The 20,293-nt window shown below is 67.7% G+C and carries 12 protein-coding genes; 10 read left to right on the forward strand and 2 right to left on the reverse strand.

All coding sequences use genetic code 11. The features are described from left to right. Positions 1 to 46: 46 nt before the first annotated feature. Together VEIS_RS11565 and VEIS_RS11570 are read left to right on the forward strand one after the other, a co-directional pair. Complete coding sequence (locus VEIS_RS11565) at positions 47 to 1,957, forward strand: autotransporter assembly complex protein TamA (protein ID WP_011810109.1); 1,911 nt, start codon at positions 47 to 49, stop codon at positions 1,955 to 1,957. Next, positions 1,957 to 6,318: a translocation/assembly module TamB domain-containing protein gene (locus VEIS_RS11570; RefSeq protein WP_011810110.1), complete on the forward strand. Its 4,362-nt coding sequence runs from the start codon at positions 1,957 to 1,959 to the stop codon at positions 6,316 to 6,318. Before VEIS_RS11565 ends, VEIS_RS11570 begins: the two co-directional genes overlap by 1 nt. A 7-nt stretch (positions 6,319 to 6,325) precedes the next feature. On the opposite strand, the gene VEIS_RS30510 is transcribed toward VEIS_RS11570, so the two are convergent. Beyond that, a complete protein-coding gene (locus VEIS_RS30510; RefSeq protein WP_232287902.1) occupies positions 6,326 to 6,640 on the reverse strand; it encodes a hypothetical protein in 315 nt (104 codons plus the stop codon). Positions 6,641 to 6,822: 182 nt separating this feature from the next. Here VEIS_RS30510 and recQ point away from each other — a divergent pair, with 182 nt between their 5' ends. The 7 genes from recQ to VEIS_RS11605 all read left to right on the forward strand — a co-directional run bounded on the left by recQ (position 6,823) and on the right by VEIS_RS11605 (position 16,678). Next, entirely contained in the window at positions 6,823 to 8,691 is a 1,869-nt protein-coding gene (gene recQ, locus VEIS_RS11575) for a DNA helicase RecQ (protein WP_011810112.1), read from the forward strand. Between the two features lie 549 nt (positions 8,692 to 9,240). Then, complete coding sequence (locus tag VEIS_RS11580) at positions 9,241 to 10,731, forward strand: FAD-binding oxidoreductase (RefSeq protein WP_011810113.1); 1,491 nt, start codon at positions 9,241 to 9,243, stop codon at positions 10,729 to 10,731. Continuing rightward, positions 10,724 to 11,809, forward strand: a complete 1,086-nt coding sequence (locus tag VEIS_RS11585) for an ABC transporter substrate-binding protein (RefSeq protein ID WP_011810114.1) — start codon at positions 10,724 to 10,726, stop codon at positions 11,807 to 11,809. Before VEIS_RS11580 ends, VEIS_RS11585 begins: the two co-directional genes overlap by 8 nt. Positions 11,810 to 11,837: 28 nt before the next feature. Next, positions 11,838 to 12,941, forward strand: coding sequence for an ABC transporter ATP-binding protein (locus tag VEIS_RS11590; protein ID WP_011810115.1), 1,104 nt, complete (start codon positions 11,838 to 11,840; stop codon positions 12,939 to 12,941). A gap of 3 nt (positions 12,942 to 12,944) precedes the next feature. Then, complete coding sequence (locus VEIS_RS11595; RefSeq protein WP_011810116.1) at positions 12,945 to 14,738, forward strand: ABC transporter permease subunit; 1,794 nt, start codon at positions 12,945 to 12,947, stop codon at positions 14,736 to 14,738. Positions 14,739 to 14,871: 133 nt separating this feature from the next. Beyond that, a complete protein-coding gene (locus VEIS_RS11600; protein ID WP_011810117.1) occupies positions 14,872 to 15,777 on the forward strand; it encodes a dihydrodipicolinate synthase family protein in 906 nt (301 codons plus the stop codon). Positions 15,778 to 15,814: 37 nt separating this feature from the next. Next, positions 15,815 to 16,678, forward strand: coding sequence for an IclR family transcriptional regulator (locus tag VEIS_RS11605; RefSeq protein ID WP_011810118.1), 864 nt, complete (start codon positions 15,815 to 15,817; stop codon positions 16,676 to 16,678). Positions 16,679 to 16,795: 117 nt separating this feature from the next. On the opposite strand, the gene VEIS_RS11610 is transcribed toward VEIS_RS11605, so the two are convergent. Further along, positions 16,796 to 18,001 carry an amino acid aminotransferase gene (locus tag VEIS_RS11610; protein ID WP_011810119.1) on the reverse strand — a complete coding sequence of 402 codons (1,206 nt, stop codon included), beginning with the start codon at positions 17,999 to 18,001 and terminating at the stop codon, positions 16,796 to 16,798. Positions 18,002 to 18,117: 116 nt separating this feature from the next. On the opposite strand from VEIS_RS11610, the gene uvrB reads away from it, so the two are divergent. Further along, on the forward strand, positions 18,118 to 20,262 hold the full coding sequence (uvrB, locus tag VEIS_RS11615; protein ID WP_083758612.1) for an excinuclease ABC subunit UvrB: 2,145 nt from the start codon (positions 18,118 to 18,120) through the stop codon (positions 20,260 to 20,262). Positions 20,263 to 20,293: the final 31 nt, after the last annotated feature.

Consider the following 20,293-nt stretch of genomic DNA (forward strand, 5'->3'; position numbering starts at 1 on the left):
GAGTTCAGAGCATGGGCCGCGCCCTTTCATTCATCCAAAGTTCATCGTGAGTTTTTGCATACTGCGCTCCACAACCATCATCCCGGCGCCAGCCCGATGGGCGGCGTTATTGCTGTTCAATGCGCTGAGCCTGCAAGCCTGCAGCCTGCTGCCGCGCGCGGACAAGCCGGACCCGGCGCATGCCGACCTTGCCGCAACGGCCGCCCCCGCCTTTGCCGTGGAACTGCGGGCGCCGGACGATGTGCGCGAGGTGCTCGAGCGCCACCTGGAACTGCTGCGTTTTCGCCATCTGAGCGACCTGCAGCGCAACGAATTGCAGCGCCTGCTGGGGGCGGTCGACGCCAACGCCCGCGAGTTGCTGGGCACCATGGGTTACTTTGCCCCCGAGATCACGGTCGAATCGAGCCAGACGCCGGACAGCCAGGAAGCACCGCGCACCGTGGTCATCAGCGTGCAGACAGGCGCGCAAACCCGCATTGCCAGCGCAGACATCGCTTTTGCCCACGGCGCACGCGCTGTGGACGACGCCGAAAGCCGCGCCCAACAGCGGGTGCGGCGTAATTGGTCGCTGGCACCGGGCCAGCCCTTTACCCAATCGGCCTGGGAGGCGGCCAAGAACGACGGACTGCGCCAGTTGCAGGCCCGGCGCTACCCCACGGCGCGCATTGTCGACAGCCAGGCGGAGATCGACGCCGACCAGCACCAGGCCCGGCTCAACGTGACCTACGACACCGGCCCGGCCTACCGCTTCGGGCCCTTGCGTCTGGAAGGCAGCCAGCGCTACGCGCCCGACGGCGCGCGCCGCCTGGCGCGCCTGCCCACCGGCGCCGACTATGACGAGGCCCGGATGCTCGACGCGCAGCAGCGCCTGGCCAGCAGCGGCTATTACGACTCCGTGTTCCTGACCCTGGACACCGAAGGCAGCGACCCGCAGGCCGCCCCCGTGGTGGCGCAACTGCGTGAAGCCCGGCTGCAAAAACTGGTCTTCGGCCCCGGCTTTTCCACCGACGGCGGCGCGCGCCTGTCGCTGGAGCACATGCACAACCGGCTGCCCGGCCTGGGCTGGCGCGCCGTGAGCAAACTCGCGCTCGAGCGCCAGGCGCAAAGCGCCGGCACCGAATGGACCGCCCTGCCCGAGGACGACGGCTGGCGCTGGTTTGCCGGCGCCCGGTTGCAGCGCGAAGTCAACGGCGACTACGACGTCGACAGCGCGCGGCTGCGCACCGGCCGCAGCCAAAGCACGCAGAACATAGACCGCAACTACTTCCTGCAATACGACGCGGCGAACAGCAAAAGCCACAACCGCCAGGGGCTGGCCGCAATCCCGGACAGCACCGCAGTGAGCGCCAATTACGGCTGGACCGGCCGCTACTTCAACAACCCGACGGCCCCCACGAGCGGCCATGGCGTGGCGCTGGAACTGGGCCTGGGCAGCACGCTGCGGCCCAAGCGCGACCTGTTCCTGCGCACCCTGGCGCGCTGGCAATCCTTCATTCCGGCCGGACGGGTGCAGGACGCGGCCGGCAAAGGCCGCAATGCCCGCGTGGCGCTGCGCGCCGAGGCCGGCGCCGTGCTGGCCCGCGCGGACGCGCCAATCCCCGAGACCGAGCTTTTTCTGACCGGCGGCGACACCACCGTGCGCGGCTATGGCTACCACAGCATCGGCGCCCGCACCGGGGATGGCCAACTGCACGGCGGCCGTTATCTGGCCGCAGGCAGCCTCGAATGGCAGCGCCCCATCGTCTATCGCGGCGCGCTCAGCGACTGGGAGAGCACCCTGTTCATCGACGCCGGCGCGGTGGCCGACCGCTGGGGCCGGGGCGCACTCAGGCCGCTGGTCGGACTCGGCGCCGGCCTGCGCTGGCGCAGCCCCGTCGGCCCGCTGCAGACCGACCTGGCCTATGGCCTGAGAGCCAGAAAACTGCGCCTGCACCTGCGCCTGGGGTTCAGTTTCTGATGCGCAGCGCGACGCCCACACCCCGCGCCCGGGCTGCGGACTCCGGCGCCGCAGCACCCCGGCGCCCGCTGCGTGCGCCCCCGGTGCTGCGGGCATTGGGCGGGCTGCTGCGGGCCGGGCTGGCACTGCTGCTGGCGGCCGGCGTGCTGCTGTGGCACTGGGCCGGCAGCGACACATCGCTGGCCAGCGCGCTCAGCCAGGCCGCGCATTACCTGCCCGCCGGGCAGCGGCTGGAAAGCCGCGCGGTCAGCGGCTCGCTGCGCAGCGGCGGGCGCATTGGCTGGCTGCGCTGGAGCAGCCCGGACCTGGCGCTGGAAGTGACCGAACTGCGCCTGGGCTGGCGCCTGGCCCCCTTGCTGCAACGCCGGCTGGAACTGAGCGAACTGCATGCCGCGCGCGTGCAGATCACGCCCGTGGCCACAGGCGCCGAGCCTGCGCCGCTGGCTCCCCCCACGCAGTGGCTGCTGCCGCTGCAGATCGACCTGCCATTTCGCATCGACCAACTGCACTGGGCCGGAGCGCCCGCCGTGGCCGCCCGGGGTCTGGAGGGCGACTACCGGTTCGATGGGCGCGAGCACCGCCTGAACATTGGCGCCGTGGAGCTTGCCCAGGGCCGCTACAGCGCCCGCGCCACCTTGCAGGCCCAGGCCCCGATGGCCCTCGATGTCACGCTGGACGGTCATGTGTCCGGCGCGGCCCGCGCTCTCGCGCCCGACGGCGCGGGCCTCGATCTACCGCCCGGCGGCACTCCTGCCGTTCCTGGCAGCGCGCCCACCCTGTCGCTGGGCGCGCAGGCCACGCTGCAAGGCACGCTGGCCACGGCCGCAGCGCAGTTGCAACTGCGCGCCCGCTTGCGCCCATTGGCCAGCGCCGAAGCCAGGCCCGCCCGCCCGGCGCCACCCGGCGCCAAGCCGCAGCGCCAGACCACAACCCCTGCCACGCCAGCGCAGGCCGAGATACAAGCCACGCTGGCGCCCTGGGCGCCGCAGCCGCTGCGTTCGGCCAGCGCCGCGCTGCGTGCGGTGAATCTGGCGGCGCTATGGCCGCAGGCCCCGGCCACGCAGTTGCATGGCCGGCTGACGGCGGGGCCTGTGCCGGGCCAGGCGGCGCGCTGGTCGATCCAGGCGCAACTGCGCAACACCCTGGCCGGCCCATGGGACCGGGGCCGCCTGCCCGTCAGCGCGCTGCAAGCCAGCGTCAGTTACGACGGCAGCCGCTGGAGCATGCCCGGCGCCACCATCGAGTTTGGCGCCGGCAGCGCCACGGCCCAGGGCCAGTACCTGCCCGCCACCGGCGCGCTGCAGGGCCAGGCCATATTGCGCGCGCTGCGCCCCGACGCCTTGCACAGCCTGCTGGCCGCTGCGCCGCTGTCTGGCCATGTCGATGCGCAGATGCAGGGGCCGACGCTGCGCTTCGACGCGGATATCCGCGCAGCGCCTGCGGCCTCGACCGATGACAGCACCCCGCTGCGCATCAACCGCTTGAGCGCGCGCGGCAGTTGGCAGACACCGTCGGCTGCGCCCACAGGCGCCGGCCTGCGGCTCGATGGCGCCGGCCTGCGGTCCGGTGGCGCCAGCCTGCGGCTGGAGCACCTGCTGCTCGACGCGCTGCAAGCACGCATCGAGGCCACCGACTTGCGCGTGGCGCCGGGTGCGCAGTCCGCCGAAGGCCAGTTCACGCTGACCATGCCCGGCGCCAGCGTGCAGGCGCAAGGACAGATCGCGCCGCGCAACGGCGCCGGCGAACTGCAACTGCACTGGAGCGACACCGAGCGCCATCAGCGCTGGCTGACCAGCCTGCCCTGGGTCGGCGCCGGACTGCAACGCGCGCTGCAAGACACGGCACAGATCAAAGGCGCAGCGCAGGTCAGCGCGCGCTGGAAGGGCGGTTGGCAGACCCTGGCGCAGCAACTGCAGGCCGCCAGCGCCGGCACGGCATTGCCCGGCAGCCAGCCGACGTTCGAGTTGCAGGCCACGCTGAGCAGCGCGCAGCTCGATCTGGCCTGGCCGTCCCCGGTGGGCACCGGCAGCGCAGCGGCTGCCGGCCAGGCCATGCCGATGCAGTCATTGCAATTGCGCGCCGTGCAGGCCGAACTCTCCGGCAGCTTGGCCCAAGCCCGGCTCGCCCTCGCCGCACAAATGCGCACCCCGGGGGTGCAGGCGCCCCTGCAAACTGGCTTGCAGGCACATCCACAAGCGGACTTGCAGGCACCCCTCCAGGCGAGCTTGCAAACACAGCTTTCCGCCGGGCTGGTGGCCGCCGGGCAATGGCAGTTGCAGATCGGCGAACTGCGCTTGCAGGCGCAAGACAGCCGGCGCCCCGGGCCTTGGACGCTGCAACTGTCAGCGCCTTTGGGCATGACCGTGCGCAGCACGGCCAGAGCGCACGGACTGGCCGTCGAGACATCGGCCGGCCAGGCCCGTCTGACCGGCCCGCTGCCCGGCGCAGTGGCGCTGCGCTGGCAGCCCTTGCACTGGTCCATGGCGGCAGACTCGGCGCTGCGGTTGCAGACCCGGGGCACGTTGCAGGGCCTGCCCCTGGCCTGGGTCGATGCGCTGGGGCCGGGCCAGACGGCGGCCGCCACCGGCCCGTCCGTGCTCGCGCGCATGGGGCTGGACAGCGACATGCTGCTGGACGGGCAATGGAGCGTGGACAGCGGCGACACCCTGCGCGCCCGCGCCAGCCTGCGCCGCGCCAGCGGCGATCTGCGCATTCAGTGGGGCGATGCCCTGGACGCCATCGGGACGCCGGCAAAAACCGCCACGGCCAGCACGGCAACCAACGGCAGCGCAGCCGGCGTGCGCCAGGCAGAGATCAGCATCGAGGCCAACGGCGACCGGCTGCGCGCCGACCTGCTCTGGGACAGCGAGCGCGCCGGTGCCATCGATGCCAGCCTCAGCACCCGCTTCACGCCGGCCCGCCCCGGCGCGGCCAGCGGCTTTGGCTGGGCGGCAGATGCGCCGCTGGCCGGCAGCCTGCGCGCGCGGCTGCCCGACATCGGGCTGTGGTCGATCCTGGCGCCGCCCGGCTGGCGCGTGCGCGGCACACTCGACGCCAGCGCCACCCTGTCGGGCACGCGCAATGCGCCGCGCTGGGTGGGCACGCTGGGGGCCGATGAACTGGCGCTGCGATCGGTGCTCGATGGCGTCGACCTGCAAGGCGGGCGCCTGCGCGCCACGCTGCGCGGCAATCGACTGGACATCACCGAACTGCGTTTGCAGGGCGGGCGCGGCAGCAGCGCGCGCATCGCGGGCATGAGCGGCAACCGCACGGCAGCACCGCAGGACGGCGGCACACTCACCGGCACCGGCCGCATCAGCTGGGGTGACAGCCAGGCGGCAACCGATGGCCTGTCGGGCATTGCCATGTCGTTGCAGGCCGAGGCCAAGGGCTTGCAGGTGCAGGTGCGGGCCGACCGCCAAATCAGTGTGTCGGGCCGGTTGCAGGCCCTGCTGCAGCAGGGGCAGATCAGCCTGCGCGGCCAACTGCGCACCGACCGCGCCACCATCATCCTGCCCGACGAATCGGCACCCCGCCTGGGCGCGGACGTGGTTCTGCGCTCTGCCGCCAAAGGGCGCCAGGACCAGGCCAGCGCCGCCACCCGGGCTGGCCAGCCCGCCGCCCGGGCGCAAACCGCCAAGCCGCCCGAGATCGCCATCAGCCTCGATCTGGGGCGCGACTTTGCGCTGCAAGGCCAGGGCATCACCACCCGGCTGACGGGGGCGCTGAACATCCACAGCAGCACCGAGCCGGGCGCTGCGCCGCGCGTGACCGGCGAACTGCGCACCGAACAAGGCCGCTACCGCGCCTGGGGCCAGGTGCTGGATGTCGAGGTCGGCCTGATCCGCTTCAACGGCCCCTACGACAACCCATCGCTCGACATCCTGGCGCTGCGCCCGAACATCAGCGTGCGCGCGGGCGTGCAAATCACCGGCAGCGCCCAGGCGCCGCGCGTCAAGCTCTACGCCGACCCCGAGTTGCCCGACGCAGAGACGCTGTCCTGGGTGCTGCTGGGCCGCGACCCATCCGCTGGCGGCGCCGAAGCCGCGATGCTGCAACAAGCCGCCCTGGCCCTGCTGGGCCGCAAGGGCAACGGCAGCACCGTCGCCGACGCCGCCAGCCGCCTGGGTCTGGACGAAATCGGTTTTCGCGGCCCGGCCGCAGGTGAAGACGCCAGCGCGGCAGCCCTGACCTTCGGCAAGCGGCTGAGCCGGGATTTGTATGTGACCTACGAGCACAGCCTGTCGGGCACACTGGGCACGCTGTACATCTTCTACGACCTCTCGCGCCGCCTCACACTGCGCGGGCAGACCGGCGCGAAGAGCGCGCTGGACATCATCTACACCATCCGGTACGACTAATGTCGCGTCACGGATCAGATGTCGTAGGCTGTGCGCAGCCATCGGAGCGCAGCGCAAGGCGCAGCGCGCAGCCCATACCGAGCTGTATTGGCAAGCGATGCAACGCCGCGATGCGCTTCGATGGCCAGCGCAGACCGACAGATGATCGGTGACGCGACGCTAGTGTCGTGTCACCGATCAGATGTCGTAGGCTGCGCGCAGCCATCGGAGCGCAGCGCAAGGCGCATCGCGCAGCCAATACCGAGCGTATTGGCAAGCGATGCAACGCCGCGATGCGCTTCGATGGCCAGCGCAGACCGACAGATGATCGGTGACGCGACACTAGCCCGGTGCAATCGCCAACCGGCCCCCTGGCAGCGCACAATATGCGCCTTTGCCGGCAGTTGGCCTGCGCTGCGCCCGGCCCACCCCATCTCAGCCCACTCCACTCACGGCCTGGTATGAAACCGACATGCAGCGCTTGATTCATACGCGCCGTTTGCTATCAAAAAGAGAGTTATCAAGTTGTCCGCCGCGCATTCCGTTTTGCACGATGTTTTTGGCTATGAGCAATTTCGCGGCCCCCAGCAGGCCATCGTCGAACATGTGATTGCCGGTGGCGACGCGCTGGTGCTGATGCCCACCGGGGGCGGCAAGTCGCTGTGCTACCAGGTGCCGGCCATCGTGCGCCAGCAGCAGGGGCGCGGGGTGGGCATCGTGGTCTCGCCGCTGATTGCGTTGATGCACGACCAGGTCGGTGCGCTGCACGAGGCGGGCGTCGATGCGGCCTTCCTGAACTCCACGCAGAGCTTCGAGCAGACGCTGGAGGTGGAGCGGCAGTTGCAAACCGGCGCCATCACGCTGCTGTATGCCGCGCCCGAACGGCTGAACACGCCGCGCTTTCTGGGCCTGCTCGACGGGCTGTACCAGCAGCGCCAACTGAGCCTGTTTGCGATCGATGAGGCGCATTGCGTGAGCCAGTGGGGCCATGACTTTCGCCCCGAATACCGCGCACTGACGGTGCTGCACCAGCGTTATCCGGGCGTGCCGCGCATTGCGCTGACGGCCACGGCCGATGCGCTCACGCGGGCCGACATCATCGAGCGGCTGCAACTCGAACAAGCGCGCCTGTTCATCAGCAGCTTCGACCGGCCCAACATCCGCTACACCATCGTCGAGAAGAAGGACGCCACCGCGCAGTTGCTGCGCTTCATCGCGCGCGAGCATGCGGGCGAAGCGGGTGTGGTGTACTGCCAGTCGCGCAAGCGGGTGGAGGAGTTGGCCGCCACGCTCAGCGCTGCGGGCCACCAGGCCTTGCCCTACCACGCGGGCCTGGACACCCGGCTGCGCCAGTTCAACCAGGACCGCTTCCTGCGCGAGGAAGGCATCATCATGGTGGCCACCATCGCCTTCGGCATGGGCATCGACAAGCCCGACGTGCGCTTTGTGGCCCATGTCGACATGCCCAAGAACATCGAAGGCTACTACCAGGAAACCGGCCGCGCGGGCCGCGACGGGCTGAACGCCGACGCCTGGATGGCCTATGGCCTGAACGATGTGGTCAACCAGCGCCGCATGATCGATGAAAGCCCTGCCGGCGAAGAGTTCAAGCAGGTGCTGCGCGGCAAGCTCGATGCGCTGCTGGCCCTGGCCGAGGCCACCGATTGCCGCCGGGTGCGGCTGCTGGCCTACTTCGGCGATGCTTCGACGCCCTGCGGCAACTGCGACAACTGCCTGCACCCGGCCGCAGTGTGGGATGCGACCGACGCCGCCCGCAAACTGCTGTCGACCATCTACCGCGTGCACAAGGCCAGCGGCCTCCACTTTGGCGCCGGCCACATCATGGACATACTGCGCGGCAAGCAGACCGAGAAGGTGGCGCAGTTCCGGCACGAGACCCTCTCGACCTTCGGCATCGGCGCCGACCTGAGCGAGGCGCAACTGCGCAGCGTGCTGCGCCAACTGGTCGCCTCCGGCGCCCTGGGGCTGCACAAGGTGTTGCTCGACAGCGGCCACAGCTTTGACACCCTGTGCCTGACCGAAGGCTCACGCGCCGTGCTCCGGGGCGAGGTGCCGGTGCATCTGCGGGCGTCGGTCTCGACCGCTGCCGCTCAGCGCACGCGCAAGAGCGGCAGGGCCAACGCCCCGCCGGCCGCAGCCGCCAACCTGGGGTCGGACGCCCAGGTGCGCTTCATCAACCTCAAGGCCTGGCGCGCCGAGGTGGCGCGCGAGCACAACCTGCCGGCCTACGTGATCTTCCACGACGCCACGCTGGCCGCGATCGCCGAGCGCAAACCGGGCACGCTGCAAGAGTTGCAGGGCATCAGCGGCATGGGGGCCAAGAAGCTGCAAGCCTATGGCGCCGATGTGCTGAGGGTCTGCCAGCAGGGCTGAGCCTCGGGGCCGACAGCGTGCGCCGTCACCACGCCCACCGGCATGGTGTGCCCCGCACCGGACTGGACCGCCGCGTCGGCCGCCAGGGCATTGGAGGCCCCGGGGCGGCGCTCCACCGCCGCTCTCGGCCACCGCTTGCCTGAGTGACGAAGCCAGGCGCTCGGCCGCGGCGCGCTATCGCGGCGCCGCTGCCATCCGGGGCGCAACCCATCCGCAGACACAAACCAAGGGCAGGGGGCCTGTGGACGAGGGCTGGTCGGCCCCGTCGGCCCCGTCGGCCCAGTCGGCCCCGTCGGCGTGTTGCGCCCGTGCGCCGCAGGCCCGATGGGCTGCGGCCAGGGCATGTCGTCTTTGCCCGGTGGTCTTTTGCATGGGTTTGGTCAGGCAACGGATGGCAGGCGCGGCGGGGGCTTTCCGTGGTGCCGAGACCTTTGTGTGCGATTGGAAAAATAATCGATATGCAATCAATGAAGATTGTTGAAAGAACAATGTCAATTTCATGACGATCAATATACAATCCGTTCCTCGTTCACGAAAGCGGATCGATCGATGTCCTTGGTCGCGCAGCTCCAAACAGCGCTTGGCGCACAGGCGGTTCTGGTTTCCGAAGCCGAGGTCGCTGGCTACCTGCAAGACTGGCGCGGCCGGTACGGTGGGCCTGCGGCCTGTGTCGTGCTGCCGTCTTGCACGCAGCAGGTTGCCGCAGCCGTGCGCATCGCTGGCCGGTTGCGGGTTCCGGTGCTGGCACAAGGCGGCAATACCAGCCTGTCTGGCGGCTCGGTGCCATGGCCGGACGGTGCGGCGCCGATGCTCATCAACCTGGCGCGCATGCGTGCCGTGCGCGCCATCGACACGGCCAACGATTCGATGGTGGTGGAAGCCGGCTGCGTGCTGGCGGCGGTGCAGCAGGCGGCCAGCGAACGACGGCGGTTGTACCCGGTCAGTCTGGGGGCCGAGGGGTCTTGCCAGATCGGCGGCAATATCGCCACCAACGCCGGGGGCACCGGGGTGTTGCGCTACGGCAATACGCGCGAGAACGTCCTGGGGCTGGAGGTGGTGTTGCCTGACGGGCAGATCTGGGATGGCCTGTACCGGCTGCGCAAGAACAATACCGGCCTGGACCTCAAGCATCTGTTCATAGGCTCCGAGGGCACCTTGGGCGTCATCACGGCGGCCTGCCTGAAGTTGCACCCATTGCCGACGGCGCAGGCGGTGGCATGGATGGCCGTGCCCAATCCGGCGGCTGCGCTCGACATGCTGGCGCTTTTTCAAAGGCGCTGCGGCGCCAGCCTGTCGGCGTTCGAGATGATGAACGGGCCGCAGCTCGACTATGTGCTCGAACATGTGCCGGGCCGGCGCGCGCCACTGCCTGCCAGCTACGCCTGGCATGTGTTGGTCGAGTTGGCGGACTCTGGCGCAGAGCCGGCATTGACCGGCGCGCTGCAAGAAACGCTGCAGCAAGGTCTGGCCCAAGGCTGGGTGCTGGACGCAAGCCTGGCCGCCAGCGGCCCGCAGCGCGCGGCGCTCTGGGCCTTGCGGCACAGCGTGTCGCAAGCCAACAAGCAGGCCGGCATCGGCCTGAGCACCGATTGCGCGCTGCCGGTGTCCGCCGTTCCTGAATTCATCGAGCGCGCCACCTTGGCCGTGCACCGGGTCATGCCCGGGCTGCCGATCATCATCGTGGCCCACCTGGGGGATGGCAATGTCCACTTCATTCCTTTGATCCCCTTTGCCGGCTTCGGGCCATGGAGCGCCGTTGCCGACCGGCAGGCCACGGCATCTGCCGCATCTGCCGTCAGGCAGGCGGTCCACGCGGTGGCCCATGCGCTGAGCGGCAGTTTCAGCGCCGAGCACGGCATAGGCCAGTTGCTCACGCAAGAGATGGCGCGCTTCAAGCCTGCGGTTGAGCTCGCGATGATGCGTGGCATCAAAGGGCTGCTCGACCCGCAGCAACTGTTCAACCCGGGCCGGCTCTTTCCGGCCGTTGCCACTACCCGGACCAGCGCCGGAACTGACGTCGAGGGGACTTCAGATGAATGACCAGGCCCGCAACAACCCTTCCCGCCGGCGCGCGCTCAAGGTCGCGGCAACCGGCGTTGGCACGTGCGCCGCTGCGGCATGGCTGCGATACGCGCGCGCCCAGTCCAGGCGCATCGTCATACGCGACGATGGCGGCGTCTACAACAGGGCGTACAACGCCGTGTTCTATAAGCCGTTCACGGAAAAGACCGGCATCGAATGCCTGGGCGCACAGGCCAACGCCGAGCCGATCGCCCAGATCCGCAGCATGGTCGAGACGAAGAACTACACCTGGGACATGGCCAAGATCAGCCAGCCCGCGATCTTGCTGCTCACGCAAGGGGGCAAGGTGTATCTGGACAAGCACCAACTGGAAAACGACCCCGCAGTGCGCAGCATCCCCGCGCATTTCATGTCGCCCTATGGCGTCGGCGCCAATGTCTATAGCACCGTGCTGGCGTACCGGACCGATGCCTTCAAGGGCCGCAAGGCGCCCAACTCCTGGGCCGACTTCTGGAACCTGAAGGATTTTCCCGGCCGCCGGGCCTTGCGCAAGCACCCGTTCGACACGCTCGAGGAGGCATCGATGGCCGCAGGCGTGCCGGCCGCATCGCTGTATCCGCTGGACATCGATCGAGCGCTGGCCCATTTGGACAAGATCAAACCCGGCATCGATGTCTGGTGGAATTCCGGCGCGCAGGTCGAGCAGATGCTCAAGTCGGGCGAGGTCGACATGCTCGCCACCTGGGTCTCGCGTCCGCAAAGCGCGATCGCCGACGGCGCGCCGGTGGCGATCGTCTGGAACCAGAACCTGTGGGGTCTGGACAGTTGGGCCATCCTGGCGGGAACGCCCCAGGCCCAGGCCTGCCGCGAGTTCATCAAGTTCAGTTCCGACCCGAAACGCATGGCCGCGCTGACCGGGTATTTGCCGGCCGGCGTGACCCAGCCCGAGGCTTTCAGGTACATCAGGGCCGATGTCGCCAGGAACTGCCCGAGCCACGCCGACAACATCGGCAATGGGGTGCAGATCAACGCCAGATACTGGCTCGACAACCAGGCGGCGGTGACCGAGCGGTTCAACGCCTGGATCTTGCAGTGACGGCCGCAGCGGGCAGCAGGACGTTGGCATGGCAGACAAGCTCGTGATCACCGGCCTGACCAAGCAGTACGGCCAGTTCGTCGCGCTTGCGCCCACCGACTTGCGCGTTGCGCAGGGCGAGTTCCTGAGCTTGCTCGGGCCCTCTGGCTCGGGCAAGACCACCTTGCTCAGCCTGATCGCCGGGCTGTCGGTGCCCGATGGCGGGCAACTGCTGATCAACGGGGTGGATGTGACCCATGGCGCGCCCTATGAGCGTGACATTGGCATGGTGTTCCAGAACTACGCGCTGTTTCCGCATATGACGGTCGAGGACAACATCTGCTTTCCACTGAAGATGCGCAAGCTCGGCGAGTCCAGCGCGCGCCGGCAGGCGGCGCAGGCGCTGGAGATGGTGCGCCTGCCCCAACTGGCACGACGCTTTCCGAAGGAGCTGTCGGGGGGCCAGCAGCAGCGCATCGCGCTGGCGCGTTGCCTGGTGTACCGCCCGTCGATCATCCTGATGGATGAGCCGCTGGGCGCGCTCGACAAGAAACTGCGCGACCAGATGCAGTGGGAGATCAAGCGCATCCATCGCGAGCTTGGAACCACCATCGTCTATGTCACGCATGACCAGGAAGAGGCGATGACGATGTCCGACAGAATCTGTCTGATGAACGGCGGCAAGATCGAGCAGTCGGGCAGTCCCCGCGAACTGTATTTGCGCCCCCGCACGCTGTTCGTCGCCGACTTTCTGGGCGAGTCCAATCTGTTTGCCGGCGTCGTCACCGAAGTGCAAGGCGACGAGGTGCGGGTGGAATTGGCGCATGCCGGCTCCCGCGTCCGGGCCAGGTGCAGCGCCGCCCTGTGCGTTGGCCGCAAGGTGCGGGTGATGGTGCGGCCGCAGAACCTGTGCCTGCAAGCGGGCCCGACGGATCCGACGAACCCGGCAGACATGCTGGCCGGCCAGGCCATGCGCGGCCAGGTGCTCGACAGCATGATCACCGGCAGCCTCACCAAGGTCTATGTGCAGACAGCGGCCGACACGCCGGTGGTGGTGTCCTATCCGACGGCCTGGCCAGCGCAGCGCCATGCGCCCGGTCAGGAACTGATCCTGCATTGGAACGCCGCCGACGCCGTCGCGGTGCCCGAGTAAGCGATGCGCCGCACCGCCTTGCGCCGCCCCCCGTGGCTCCGCCCGCTGCTGCTGGGCGGACCGTTGGCATTGCTGTTTTTGCTGCTGCTGGTCTACCCGGTCGGCCAGTTGCTGCTGCTGAGCGTCTACAGCGACGGCGCTTTCACGTTGGCCCCATACCGGCAACTGTTTGCCTCGTCGGTGTACGTCAACGTGATGCTGATCACGCTGAAGATATCGGTCTGCACCACCGTGCTCAGCGTCATCGCCGGCTATCCGGTGGCCTACCTGATCGCCTCGCTGCCGCGGCAGCACAAGAGCGCCTGGCTGTTCTGGGTGCTGCTGTCTTTCTGGACCAGCTTTCTGGTGCGGGCTTTCGCATGGATCGTGATGCTCGGGCGCAACGGCGTCATCAACCAGTGGCTGACGGCCACGGGCCTGCAAGACGCTCCTGCCAACCTGTTGTACAGCCTCGGGGCGGTGCTGGTGAGCATGGTGCATGCGCTGATGCCGCTGGCGGTGCTGACGATGCTGTCGGTGATGGAGAACATCGACCGCAACCTGCCCCGTGCCGCGCTGACGCTCGGCGCCCGTCCCGGCACGGCGTTCTGGCGCGTGTACTTTCCGCTCTCGATGCCCGGCGTTGCGGCGGGCGCCATCATGGTGTTCGTCACGGCGATCGGCTTTTTCATCGTCCCGGCCCTGCTCGGCGGCCGCAAGGAAATCATGATCACCCAATTGATCATCGAGCAGGTTCAGCAGACCATGAACTGGGGCTTTGCCGGCGCGATTTCGGTGCTGATGCTGATCGTCGTGCTGGCTGTGTTCGCGGTGTACGACAAGCTGTTGGGCCTGTCGACGATGGCCGGCACGAGTCCGGAGCATGGCCGGCCCGGCAGCCGCAGCGCGATGCTGCACCGCAAGGCCCAAGCGCTGCTGGCCGCGCTGGGCAGCGCCAGCGACAGGTTGCTGGCGCTGTTTTCCAGGGCCGGGCGCAACACCGGGCGCAATATCGGGCGCAATATCGGGCGCAACACCGAACCAGGCCGCTCGCTGCCGATGCGCGCCTTCGTGGTGCTGGCGCTGCTGTTCCTGAGCGTGCCCGCGTTGCTGATGATCCCGCTGTCCGTGGCCGGCAGGTCGGGGTTGAACTGGCCGCCCAGCGGGTTTTCGCTGCAGTATTACCAGGAACTGCTGGCCGCGCCGCTGTGGCTGCAGGCCGGGCTGCGCTCGCTGATCGTCGGCCTGGGAGCGTCTGCCCTGGCGCTGCTGATCGGCACGCCGGCGGCCTTGCTGCTGGCGCGCTCGACCATGCGCGGCAAGTCGCTGTTGCTGGCCTTTGTGCTGTCTCCGATCATCGTGCCGCGCATGATCATCGCGGTGGGCCTGTTTTATTTCTTCGCCAAGGTCGGTCTGGTCGGTAGTTCCTTCGGTCTGATGCTTGGCCACACGGTGATTGCGGTTCCGTATGTGGTGCTGACCATGATGGCCGTGCTGCGCAACTACGACATGCGGCTGGACCTGGCTGCGCAAAGCCTGGGCGCGCGGCCCTGGCAGACGCTGCGCCATGTGACCTTCCCGATCCTGGCTGCGGGGCTGATGTCCTCCTTCCTGTTCGCCTTCGCCACCTCGTTCGACGAACTGACGATCTCGCTGTTTGCCTCCGGCGGGATGAGCGCCACCTTGCCCAAGCAGTTCTGGGACCAGGTCACGCTGCAGATCTCGCCGGTGATCGCTGCGGTATCGACCTGCCTGCTGGCGTTCATTGCGGTGCTGCTTCAGGTTGCCGACAGGCTGCGGCGCCGCAGCCTGCAATGAAACATCCCCGGCGCGCCCGCGGCAGCTTTGCCCGACGGGGCGGCGCCAGCGGCCTGGCAAAGCCAGTGGCGCAGCGTCCCTGGCGGGCCGTACCCGGCGGGCCATCCATCACCATAACCAGGAATCCTCGTCCATGAAAGCATCCCGGCTGCGCGGCATCTTCCCCGCCATTCCGACCCCCGTGAACGCCGACGACACCATCGACGAGCAGGCCACCCGGGCCTTGGTGGCCTATCTGATGCAGCGCGGCATCGACGGCCTGGTGCCGTTGGGCGGCACCGGGGAATACGGGGCGCTGCCGCGCCAGCAGCGGGTGAAGATGGTCGGTCTTTGCGCCGAGGCCGCAGGCGGCACGATGGCAGTGATTCCCGGCGTTCTCGACCCGGGCTTTCACGATGCGCTACAGGCCGGCCGGGCCTTTGCCGACGCTGGCGCCGATGCGCTGATGCTGCTCACCCCGTACTACACCAGCCCCACCCAGGCCGGCATCCGGGACTATTTTCTGCGCTATGCCGACGCTGCGCCGGTGCCGATCCTGATCTACGAGATTCCCTACCGCACCCGCATCGCCATTGCGCCGGAAGTTCTGCACGAACTCTCGCGCCATGAGCGGATCATCGGCATGAAAGCCTGCAACACCGACATGTACCATTTCCTGCGGCTCATGGCCGGCGTGTCGGACCGCTTCGCGGTGCTCGGTGGCGAGGATTCGCTGCTGCCGTTGCAGATGGCGGCCGGCGCCCGGGGCGGTATCGTCGTCACGGCCACGATGCTGCCGCGCACTTGGCGCGCCATCCATGACCTGGCGGCCGCAGGCCGGATCGCCCAGGCCCTGGAACTGCACCGGCGCCTGATCCCGCTGCTGGAGCTGGTTTTTGCCGAAACCAACCCGGGCCCGATGAAGTCGGTGCTGGACCTGATCGGTGTCGATGCGCCGCTGCTGCTCGCCCCCCTGGTGGCCCCGGCCGCCGGGTTGCAGGCGCGGCTGCGTTGCGAGATGGCGCGCTGCCTGGCGGCCGAAGCGCTGGCAGGTGGCTGAAAACGCCTGCGGCGTGCCGTGGCCGAGGGCTTGGGCCATGGATAATTTCGCCGCTCTGTCCGGAGGCATCTTGAGGAACATCGTGGCAACGAAATCGAGCGCAGAAAACCCCCCATCCGCCAAGCCCCCGGCCAAACCGCAAGCACGCTCATCACTGTTCGTCGGCTCGACCGAAAAGGCCTTTCAGGTGTTGGAGGCGTTCAATGGCCAGCACCGCCATATGTCGATGGCCGAAATAGCGCGCAATGCCGAACTCGACCGCAGCGCAACGCAGCGACTCGTCTACACGCTGGAAAAGCTCGGCTACCTGCGGCGCATCCCGGATTCACTGCGGTACGGCCTGAGCTCGAAGGTCTTGCGTCTGTCCTACCACTATTTGCGCTCCAGCGACTTGATCGAGAGGGCGTCCCCGTATTTGTTGGACATCAGCCGCAGTCTCGGTGAAACGGCCAACTTGCACGAGTTGGACGGGCACGAGGTGGTCTTCCTGGCGCGCTTTCCGGGCCGGCATCTGGTCAACATCGATTTCGCCGTGGGTTACCGGCTGCCTGCGGTCTTTACGGCATCGGGCCGGGCGATCTTGTCGAAACTCGACGATGCGCAGCGGCGTGCGGTGATTGCCGCCACGCCACTGCGTCCGGTCACCGCAGACACCGAAACCGATCCGCAAGTCCTTTTGTCCCTGGTGCAGGAGGCGGCGCACAAGGGCTACTCATTGGCCATGAACCAGACCATGGCCGGCGACATAGCGGTGGCGGCTGCGATCACCGATGACCAGGGGTTGCCGGTGGGGGCCATCAATGTGTCGGTTCCGACCACGCGCTGGACGGTGGAGAAAGCGCAGGACCAGTTGGTGGCCCATGTCCTACTCGCGGCGACCTCGATCTCCAAATCGCGATGAGGCAGATGATTCCATGGCTGAATCACCCGCGCGCTTTGCCGGCGCCGCTTGCCGCGCATCGGTACTGCCTGCGCTCGGCCTTCGCGTTCGCGAACGATGCAGAAATGGAATGGGGTTTCAACCGCCTTCGAGCACCTGCGCAATGGCCTGGCAGACATGGGCCAGGTTTTGCGGGTTGAGCGCAGCCACGCACATGCGGCCGGTGTCGGTGCCGTACACGCCGAACTCGTTGCGCAGGCGCAGCATCTGCGCGCGGCTCAGGCCCGAGTAGCTGAACATGCCGATTTGCCGGTTGATGAAGTCCATGTCCTGCCGCACGCCGGCGGCCTTCAGGCCCGCCACCAGTTGCTGGCGCATGGCTTTGATGCGCAGGCGCATTTGTGCCAGTTCCCGTTCCCACAGGGCGCGCAGTTCGGGGTCGTTCAGCACGGCTGCGACCACGGCGGCGCCGTGGGTCGGCGGGTTGGAGTAGTTGGTGCGGATCACGACCTTGAGCTGGCTCAGCACCCGGCTGGCCTGCTCTTTGTCAGTGCACAGCACCGACAGGCCGCCCACGCGCTCGCCGTACAGGCTGAAGCTCTTGGAGAACGAGGTCGAGACCAGCAGGTTCAGGCCCGCCGCGACGAATTTGCCGATCACGGCGCCGTCTTCGGCGATGCCGTGGCCGAAGCCCTGGTAGGCCATGTCGAGAAAGGGCGTGAGGCCACGGGCCTCGATCACGGCGATGACCTGGTCCCACTGCCCGGGGCTGATGTCGTAGCCGGTGGGGTTGTGGCAGCAGGCGTGCAGCACGACGATGCTGCCGGCAGCGGCGGCGTTCAGGCTGGCCAGCATGGCGTCAAAGTTCAGGTCGCGCTTTTCGGCGTCGTAGTAGGCGTAGCTGTCGACCGTGAAGCCGGCGCCGCTGAACAGCGCGCGGTGGTTTTCCCAGCTTGGGTCGGAGATCAGCACCTTGGCGTCGGGGCTGAGTTTTTTCAGGAAGTCGGCGCCGATCTTCAGACCGCCGGTGCCGCCGATGGCCTGCACCGTGGCCACGCGGGCGGATTGCACGGGTTCGCTGTCGGCGCCGAACACCAGGGCCTTGACGGCGTTGTCGTAGGCCGCGATGCCGTCTATCGGCAGATAGCCGCGTGTGCTGGGGGCGGACAACATGGCCTTTTCAGCCGCCTGCACGCAGGCCAGCAGCGGCAGCCGGCCGGCGTCGTCGAAATAAACGCCAACCCCCAGATTGGCCTTGACGGGGCGGGTGTCGAGGTTGAATTGCTCGCTCTGGCCCAGGATCGGGTCGCGCGGGGCCATTTCGACGGTGCTGAACACGGACATGAAAATCCTTCACGGTGGGTCTTTGTAGCGCGGAATCCGGCCGTGGTGTACTGTGCCGGGTGGTGCCGATTTTAACGGCCCGCCCCGCACGATTCATCACGATGGTTGACCGCCCCATGCCGGATATCACAGAAGTCATCACGGAAAAACTCGACAGGCAAGACGGCCAGGATGGTCATGGCGCCCAAGGCGCCCAGGAGGGCCAGGAGGGCCGATTCGTCCGATTCCCCGATTCTCCCTTTGCGTTGTTCCAACCGTATCTGCCTGCGGGCGATCAGCCCGAGGCCATCGCCAAACTGGTCGAGGGGCTGAACGACGGCGAGGTGTTTCAGACGCTGTTGGGTGTGACCGGCTCGGGCAAGACTTTCACCATGGCCAACGTCATTGCCCGCATGGGGCGCCCGGCCATCGTGTTTGCGCCCAACAAGACGCTGGCCGCGCAGCTCTACAGCGAGTTTCGCGAGTTCTTTCCGAAGAACGCGGTCGAATATTTCGTCAGCTACTACGACTACTACCAGCCCGAGGCCTATGTGCCGCAGCGCGACCTGTTCATCGAAAAGGACAGCGCGATCAACGAGCATATCGAGCAGATGCGTTTGAGCTGCACCAAGAGCCTGATGGAGCGGCGCGATGTGGTGATCGTGGCCACTGTGTCGGCGATCTATGGCATTGGCGAGCCCGAGAGCTACCACCGCATGGTGATGATCTTGCGCGGGGGCGACAAACTGGGCCAGCGCGATGTGATCGCGCAACTGATCCGCATGCAATACCAGCGCAACGATGCGGATTTCTCGCGCGGCAAGTTCCGCGTGCGGGGCGAGACCATCGATGTCTTTCCTGCCGAGCATTCCGAACTGGCGCTGCGCATCGAGCTGTTCGATGACGAAGTGGCCAGCCTGCAACTGTTCGACCCGCTCACCGGGCGCGTCAAGCAGAAGATCCTGCGCTTTACGGTCTACCCCAGCAGCCACTATGTGACGCCGCGCGACAAGGTGCTGGCTGCGATCGAGAGCATCAAGGCGGAGCTTGCCGAGCGCTTGCAGCAGTTGCAGGCGCTCGGCAAATTGCTGGAGGCCCAGCGCCTGGAGCAGCGCACGCGGTTCGATCTGGAGATGCTCAGCGAAGTCGGGCATTGCAAGGGCATAGAGAACTACACGCGCCACCTGTCGGGGGCGGCGCCGGGCGATCCGCCGAGCACGCTGACCGATTACCTGCCCAAGGACGCACTGATGTTCCTCGACGAGAGCCATCAGATGATTGGCCAGCTCAACGCCATGTACAGCGGCGACCGCTCGCGCAAGACCACGCTCGTGGACTATGGCTTTCGCCTGCCGTCGGCGCTGGACAACCGGCCGCTGAAGTTCGAGGAGTTCGAGCAGCGCATGCGCCAGGTGATCTTCGTCTCGGCCACGCCGGCCGACTATGAAAGGATCCACTCCGGCCAGATCGTCGATCAGGTGGTGCGGCCCACCGGCCTGGTCGACCCCGAGGTGCAGGTGCGCCCGGCGACACACCAGGTCGACGATGTGTTGCAGGAAATACGCATCCACGCGCAGCGGCATGAGCGCGTGCTCATCACCACGCTGACCAAGCGCATGGCCGAGCAACTGACCGACTACCTGGCGGACAACGGTGTCAAGGTGCGCTACCTGCACAGCGACATAGACACGGTCGAGCGCGTGGAGATCATCCGCGACCTGCGCCTGGGCGTGTTCGACGTGCTGGTGGGGATCAACCTGCTGCGCGAGGGGCTGGACATCCCCGAGGTGTCCCTGGTGGCCATCCTCGATGCCGACAAGGAGGGCTTTTTGCGGGCCGAGCGCAGCCTGGTCCAGACCATAGGCCGCGCAGCGCGCAACATCAATGGCCGGGCCATCCTGTACGCCGACCGGATGACCGAATCCATGAAAAAAGCCATCGGCGAGACCGAGCGCCGCCGCATCAGGCAACTGGCGCACAACCAGCGCCACGCCATCACGCCGCGCAGCATCGTCAAGCGGGTCAGAGACCTGATCGATGGCGTCTACAGCGAAAAAGCCGGCAAGGTCGCCGAGCGGCTGGAGCAGGAAGCGATGCAGCGTGCCAAGACGCAGGACATGTCCGAGAAAGACCTGGCGCGCGAGATCAAGCGGCTGGAAAAACGCATGCTCGAACACGCGCGCAATCTGGAATTCGAGCAGGCCGCCAGGATGCGGGACCAGCTTGCCGGCCTCAAAAGCCAAGTCTTTGGCGCGCATGGCAGTGATCCGGTGCTCCCGTAATGCCGTCGAGCGTGTCGGGACGACGGCCGCC

It is taken from the genome of Verminephrobacter eiseniae EF01-2 (assembly GCF_000015565.1).
GTDB classification, from domain to species: domain Bacteria; phylum Pseudomonadota; class Gammaproteobacteria; order Burkholderiales; family Burkholderiaceae_C; genus Acidovorax; species Acidovorax eiseniae.

Coding starts and splice junctions, on each gene's coding strand:
- VEIS_RS11570 (WP_011810110.1), top strand. CDS start 1,957: ATGCGCAGCGCGACGCCCACACCCCGCGCCCGGGCTGCGGACTCCGGC.
- VEIS_RS11580 (WP_011810113.1), top strand. CDS start 9,241: ATGTCCTTGGTCGCGCAGCTCCAAACAGCGCTTGGCGCACAGGCGGTT.
- VEIS_RS11585 (WP_011810114.1), top strand. CDS start 10,724: ATGAATGACCAGGCCCGCAACAACCCTTCCCGCCGGCGCGCGCTCAAG.
- VEIS_RS11590 (WP_011810115.1), top strand. CDS start 11,838: ATGGCAGACAAGCTCGTGATCACCGGCCTGACCAAGCAGTACGGCCAG.
- VEIS_RS11595 (WP_011810116.1), top strand. CDS start 12,945: ATGCGCCGCACCGCCTTGCGCCGCCCCCCGTGGCTCCGCCCGCTGCTG.
- VEIS_RS11600 (WP_011810117.1), top strand. CDS start 14,872: ATGAAAGCATCCCGGCTGCGCGGCATCTTCCCCGCCATTCCGACCCCC.
- VEIS_RS11605 (WP_011810118.1), top strand. CDS start 15,815: ATGGATAATTTCGCCGCTCTGTCCGGAGGCATCTTGAGGAACATCGTG.
- VEIS_RS11610 (WP_011810119.1), bottom strand. CDS start 18,001: ATGTCCGTGTTCAGCACCGTCGAAATGGCCCCGCGCGACCCGATCCTG.
- uvrB (WP_083758612.1), top strand. CDS start 18,118: ATGCCGGATATCACAGAAGTCATCACGGAAAAACTCGACAGGCAAGAC.